Here is a 6,139-nt window from a genome sequence, read left to right on the forward strand (position 1 = left end):
GGTACGTCGCCGGCAGCCGGTCGGTCAGCCGGAACCCGCACACCCGGTCGTAGTCCGCCAGGTGCCGCTGATCCACCGAGACCCCGCCAACGGCGAGTTCCAGCCCCGGCACGTCAGCCCCGCGCCGCCCCCCAACCCCCGGAACGACCCCGAGTAACGCCCGCCGATAAAGCGCCCCACTGGCAGGCAGCCCGTCCAACTCCATCCGCCGCCGCCCCACCGCTCCTTCACCCCGTCGATCATGAGGTTGGCTGCCTTGTTGATCTCCAGAAGTGCCGTCAACTTCATGATCGTCGGAGGTGGGGCGGGCGGCGGCGTTGGTGCGGGCCAGGGCGGCGGCTCGGGCGGCCGTGAGGTCGCGGGTGGGGCCCTCGATCAGGTCGTGCAGGGTCAGGTCGTCGTCCTCGTGGTCACGGGGTGCCATCACGCCCCCAGGAGGCTCTGGCCGCAGACCCGGACCACGTTGCCGCTGACCGCGCCGCTCGCCGGCCAGGAGAGCCAGCCGATCGTCTCGGCCACGTCCACCGGCAGGCCGCCCTGGGCCATGCTGTTCATCCGCCGTCCCACCTCGCGGATCGTCAACGGGATACGCGCGGTCAGCCGCGTCTCGATGAAGCCCGGCGCCACCGCGTTCAGGCTGATCCCGCGCTCGCGCAGCACCGGGGAGAGCGAGTCGACCAGGCCGATCACGCCGGCCTTGCTGGTCGCGTAGTTGGTCTGCCCCCGGTTGCCGGCGATCCCGGCGATCGACGAGACCGAGACGATCCGGCCGCCGGCCGGGATCAGGTCGCGTTCCAGCAGTACGTCGTTGATCCGCTCCTGGCTGGACAGGTTCACGTCGATCACCGAGTCCCACCGGTCGGCGTCCATCCGGCCCAGCGTCTTGTCCCGGGTGATGCCCGCGTTGTGCACCACCACGTCGACCCGCCCGTGCCGGGACGCCAGGTGCTCCGCCAGCCGGGTCGGCGCATCCGGCGCGGTCAGGTCGAGCTGCACCGCGCTGCCGCCGATGTCGTTGGCGACGGCGGCCAGCTCGTCCCCGGCCGCGGGGATGTCCAGCGCCACCACCTGGGCGCCGTCGCGGGCCAGCACCTTCGCCAGCGCCGCGCCGATGCCCCGGGCCGCGCCGGTCACCAGCACCACCTGCCCGTCGAGCGGCCGGTCCCAGTCGGCCGGCGCGACGGCGGTGCCGGCGCCGACCCGGATCACCTGGCCCGAGACGTACGCGGAGCGGCCGGAGAGCAGGAAGCGGAGCGTGGACTCCAGGCTCACCGGGGTGCCGGCGTCACCCTCGCGTGTCACGTAGACCAGTTGGGCCGTGACGCCCCGGCCGAACTCCTTGCCGATGCTGCGGGTCAGGCCCTCCAGCGCGCGCTGGGCGGTAGCCTCCCGAGGGGAGCCGCACTCGGCCGGCGGCGTGCCCAGCACGATCACCCGGCCGCTCGGCACCAGCGAGCGGGCCTGCGGGTGGAAGAAGTCGTAGAGCTGGCGCAGCCCGGTGGAGTCGGTGACGCCGCTGGCGTCGTACACCAGGGCCGCGAAGCGGCGGTCGGCGTCGTGGGCGGCGACCGGATCGGCCAGCTCGACCCCGGCGGCGGTCAGGATCTTGCCGGTCGGCTCGGCGATCCGGCCGCCGGTCGAGGAGCCGAGCAGGACCGGCCCGGGAACGAGCGGGTCGCCCGGCGTGTGCCGGCGCAGTCGAGGCGGATCGGGCAGCCCGAGGCGCTTGACCAGCGCGCGACCGGCCCCCGTCTGGACGAAGCTCGCGTACCTGTCGGTCATAGGCGTAGCCTACTGGCGAGTAGGGTTCGGGCAACAGTTTCGAGGGAGGCCGATCGTGCAGAGTGTCCGGCGGGTCGCGGTCATCGGGGGCAACCGCATCCCCTTCGCCCGGTCCAACTCGCGCTACGCGCACGCGTCGAACGCCGACATGCTCGGCGCGGCGCTCGACGGGCTGGTCGCCCGGTTCGGGCTGGCCGGCGAGCGGGTCGGCGAAGTGGTGGCCGGCGCGGTGCTCAAGCACTCCCGCGACTTCAACCTCACCCGTGAGGTGGTGCTCGGCTCCCGGCTCGACCCGCACACCCCCGCGTACGACATCCAGCAGGCCTGCGGCACCGGCCTGGAAGCCGCCATCCTGGTCGCCAACAAGATCGCCCTCGGGCAGATCGAGGTCGGCATCGCCGGTGGCGTCGACACCACCTCGGACGCGCCACTCGCCGTCAACGAGGACATGCGGCGCACCCTGCTCCAGCTCAACTCCGCCCGTACGCTCGGCGAACGGCTCAAGATCGCGGCGAAGCTGCGCCCGCACCAGCCGTTCAAGCCGGAGATCCCGCGCAACGCCGAGCCGCGTACCGGACTGTCCATGGGTGAGCACGCGGCCCGGACGGCGCTGCGCTGGAACGTCGACCGGACCGCGCAGGACGAACTCGCGCTGCGCTCGCACCAGCGGCTCGCCGCCGCGTACGACAAGGGGTTCTTCGACGACCTGATGACCCCCTACCTGGGGCTGACCCGCGACCAGAACCTGCGCCCGGACACCAGCCTGGAGAAGCTCGGCTCGCTCAAGCCGGTCTTCGGCGCCTCCGGCGCGGACGCCGAGCGGGCCACCATGACCGCCGGCAACTCCTCGCCGCTCACCGACGGCGCGTCGACCGTCCTGCTCGCGTCCGAGGAGTGGGCCAAGGCGCACAACCTGCCGGTGCTCGCCTGGTTCTCCTGGTCCGAGACCGCCGCCGTCGACTTCGTGCACGGCGACGAGGGGCTGCTGATGGCCCCCACGTACGCGGTGCCCCGGATGCTGGCCCGGGCCGGGCTCAGCCTCCAGGACTTCGACTTCTACGAGATCCACGAGGCGTTCGCCTCCCAGGTGCTGGCCACCCTCGCCGCCTGGGAGTCGCCGGAGTTCTGCAAGGAGCGCCTCGGCCTGGACGCGCCGCTCGGCTCGATCGACCGGGAGAAGCTGAACGTCAACGGCTCCTCGCTGGCGGCCGGCCACCCGTTCGCCGCCACCGGCGGCCGGATCGTCGCCACGCTCGCCAAGCTGCTTGATCAGAAGGGGAGCGGGCGCGGCCTGATCTCCATCTGCGCGGCCGGTGGGCAGGGCGTGACAGCCATCCTGGAGCGCTGACAGCCTCCGGCAGGGCTGCGGTCCCGGCCGCAGCCCTGCTCCACGTTCCCGTCGGCGCCCGGAGCAACCCGACGGCGGCTCGGCCGCGTCACCTGGGCATGAGGCGTACGAGAGGCTCCGGGACGTGAACCGGGCCGAGGAAGACGAGTACCGGCAGTTCGTCACCGCCCGGCTGGAGTCGTTGCGCCGCACCGCGTACCTCCTCTGCCGCGAGTGGCACACCGCCGACGACCTGGTCTCCATCACGATCGGCAAGCTCTACCGGCACTGGCGCCGGGTCCGCGCGGCGGAGAACATCGACGCGTACGTGCGCGGAATGCTCACAAACGCCTGGCTGGACGAGCGGCGGCGGCCCTGGCGGCGCGAGCACAGCACCGACACGGTGCCGGAGACCGCCGACATGATCCTGCCGGAGCCCACGCTCGCCGAACGCGACATGCTGCTCGCCCTGCTCGGCCAGTTGCCGCCCCGGCGACGCGCCGTGCTGGTGCTCCGCTACTACTGCGACCTGTCGGTGGAGGAGACCGCCGACGTCATGGGTATCAGTACCGGCACTGTGAAGAGCCAGTCCGCACGCGGCCTGGAGGCGTTGCGCCTGCTGCTGGGCGGCATCCCGTCGACCCGAGGGGAGCTGTCATGACGTACCGGCAGTTGTTCGACGACCTGATCGGCGAGCCGCCGGTCTCCACCGTGGATGTCGACCGGGTGATCAGCGGACAGCGCCGGGCCCGGCGGCTGCGGATCGGGGGCGGCATGACGGCTGTTGCCGCTGTGGTGGCGGCAGTGCTGGTCGGCACCACCACGCTCATCGGCAAGCCGCATGCCCAGCCGGCCAAACCGGCACCGGCCGTCACGACGATTCCCGGCAGCGATCAGGACCTGGACCGGATCGACGCCGCGGTGATCGCGGCCCTGACCCGCGCGGTGCCGCGCCTGGCCTGGGCGGTCAAGGACGGGCCGGTGATCGACACCCCCGCATGGGCCTCCGACGTCATGGGCCGGCCCGGCTCCCTCGGCTACCGAGGAAACGGCAGCTTCCGGGCGGACGGGGTGGACCTGACCGCGAGCTTGCAGATCACTCCTGACGGCGCGAAGAGCTGGCAGGCCGAGGCGGCTCGCGGATGTTCCAAGAATGCCGTCGAGTGCGGCGAGCAGACGGGTCCGGACGGCGAGAAGATCAGGTACCACCGGTCGGTCTGGGAGCAGGAGGTGCCACCGCAGCTCCGGGATCAAATGTCGAGCCGGACAGAGAGCGCTGGCGTGACAGCACTGCGTCGGGACGGCACGTTTCTGAACCTGAGCCTCAGGACCGTCACCGCCGAGGACAAGCTTCCGGTCGCCGTCGGGCAGCTGATCCCGGTCGTGGTCGACCGGGCCGTCGCCCTCGCGCCGGAGCCGTCCCCCACACCGGCGGCCACGTCCACCGTCACCACTGTCGCGGGCACCGCCGCGGACGCGGCGCGTCTCGAGGCGGCGCTGACCAGCGCTCTGCGCCGGCAGGCACCCGACTTCACCTGGCTGACCAAGTGGGGCGGCGAGAGCAGCCCGACCCCGGTCGGGTTCGAGCCCAAGGGCTGGCTGAGCGTCGACGCACCGATGATGGATGCCGCCACGTTCCGGGTCGGGAACCGGGCCGCGCAGGTCACGCTACGGCTGGTGCGCGACGGACAGGCAGCCTGGTCGGTCGCCCCGCCCTGCCCGACCGCCGCGCTCGCCGCCCGTCACTGCACGGTGACCGAGTTCCCTGGTGGCGAGCGCCTGCGGGCCCGGCGGATGCTCTCCGACTTCGGCTCGCGCCCCGGCTCGGCACGGCCGGTGGGAAACAACAGCTACCTGATCGAGTCGCTCCGCCCGGACGGCACGCTGGTCCGCCTCTATCTCACGCAGGACAAGCCGGCGCTCTCGATGGAACAGACGATCGAGATTGCACGGGAGCCGTCGCTCGTCCTGGCCCCACGGCCCCCGGCGGGAACCGCCACCAGCCAGGTCTACAGCCCGCTCAGGTGGGACTACGACGGCGCAGCGTCGGCGGCAGCCACCGGCGCGCTCGACGCCGTCTCGCCGGACGGAATGATCTATCTGCTGCCCTTCCGCGGAGGGGGCGACGGGCCCAACGGCGCGACTCTCCTGTCGTACAACTTCATGGTGCAGCGAGGCGGGCTGGCCGGCGACGGGGAGATCATCGTGGAGCGCCGCGCGGCGCTGGTGCTGAGCTGCGCCACGGTCGGAGCGCTCCCGCCCGCGACGCACCGGGCGCACGCGCATGACGGCGAGTGCACCGAGTCGACCCGCCCGGACGGGAACCGGGTCGTCACGATCGTCTCCCGTCCGGCCGGGTCGGTGGTCTACAGCGTGTTCGTCCAGCGACCCGACCGCGGCACGGTCGAGGTGGTGATCGACAACCGGCCCAACACCGGAGGCGCCTCGGACATGCCGACGGACGGAGACTTCGGGCGTCGCTGGCCGAAGGGCGTCAAGGGTGGCGCGACCCCGCCGCTCACTCTGGAGCAGGTCACGGCGCTTGCCGGTCACCCGGATCTGATCAACCTGTTGCCCTGACCGGATAAGACGGACGCCCCGGGCCGGACCGGTCCAGGGCGTCCGCCACCAGCGGGCCGACCGGTGGCGGCGCGAGCCCGTACGCGAGAATGAGGGCCGTGACGACGATCCCGAACGTGCTCGCCAACCGGTACGCCTCGCCCGAACTGGTCGCCCTCTGGTCGCCGGAGGAGAAGGTCCGGATGGAGCGCCGGCTCTGGTTGGCGGTGCTCAAGGCCCAGCGTGATCTCGGCGTGCCGGTGCCGGACGGTGTGGTCGAGGCGTACGAGCGGGTGGTCGACGACGTCGACCTGGCCTCGATCGCGGCGCGGGAGCGGGTCACCCGGCACGACGTGAAGGCCCGGATCGAGGAGTTCAGCGCGCTCGCCGGGCACGAGCACGTGCACAAGGGGATGACCTCCCGGGACCTCACCGAGAACGTCGAGCAGCTCCAGCGAGGCACGGATCTGG

Annotated in this window: 4 protein-coding genes and 2 pseudogenes; 4 read left to right on the top strand and 2 right to left on the bottom strand. The window is 72.3% G+C overall.

The window, feature by feature from the left end; translation table 11 throughout:
• Both KBX39_RS20245 and KBX39_RS20250 read right to left on the bottom strand, forming a co-directional pair.
• A pseudogene (locus KBX39_RS20245) lies at positions 1 to 424 on the bottom strand (hypothetical protein); the annotation flags it as partial.
• The gene (locus tag KBX39_RS20250) at positions 424 to 1,782 is read right to left on the bottom strand and encodes a 3-oxoacyl-ACP reductase (RefSeq protein ID WP_210871960.1); all 1,359 of its coding nucleotides are present in this window, start codon (positions 1,780 to 1,782) and stop codon (positions 424 to 426) included. The pseudogene KBX39_RS20245 and the gene KBX39_RS20250, both read right to left, overlap by 1 nt.
• 55 nt (positions 1,783 to 1,837) lie before the next feature.
• Here KBX39_RS20250 and KBX39_RS20255 point away from each other — a divergent pair, with 55 nt between their 5' ends.
• The 4 genes and pseudogenes from KBX39_RS20255 to KBX39_RS20270 all read left to right on the top strand — a co-directional run.
• Complete coding sequence (locus tag KBX39_RS20255; protein WP_069088131.1) at positions 1,838 to 3,130, top strand: acetyl-CoA C-acetyltransferase; 1,293 nt, start codon at positions 1,838 to 1,840, stop codon at positions 3,128 to 3,130.
• A 124-nt stretch (positions 3,131 to 3,254) separates the two neighbouring features.
• Positions 3,255 to 3,770 (top strand): SigE family RNA polymerase sigma factor, encoded by a 516-nt coding sequence (locus KBX39_RS20260; protein WP_043327545.1) that lies wholly within the window; start codon positions 3,255 to 3,257, stop codon positions 3,768 to 3,770.
• A complete protein-coding gene (locus tag KBX39_RS20265) occupies positions 3,767 to 5,689 on the top strand; it encodes a hypothetical protein (protein WP_210871962.1) in 1,923 nt (640 codons plus the stop codon). Before KBX39_RS20260 ends, KBX39_RS20265 begins: the two co-directional genes overlap by 4 nt.
• 98 nt (positions 5,690 to 5,787) lie before the next feature.
• Positions 5,788 to 6,139, top strand: a pseudogene (locus tag KBX39_RS20270) (adenylosuccinate lyase); the annotation flags it as partial.

It is taken from the genome of Micromonospora sp. D75, assembly GCF_018070405.1.
Lineage (GTDB): Bacteria > Actinomycetota > Actinomycetes > Mycobacteriales > Micromonosporaceae > Micromonospora > Micromonospora chalcea.

Excerpts from the sequence above, each read along its gene's own strand:
- KBX39_RS20250 (WP_210871960.1), bottom strand. The coding sequence starts at position 1,782 with ATGACCGACAGGTACGCGAGCTTCGTCCAGACGGGGGCCGGTCGCGCG.
- KBX39_RS20265 (WP_210871962.1), top strand. The coding sequence starts at position 3,767 with ATGACGTACCGGCAGTTGTTCGACGACCTGATCGGCGAGCCGCCGGTC.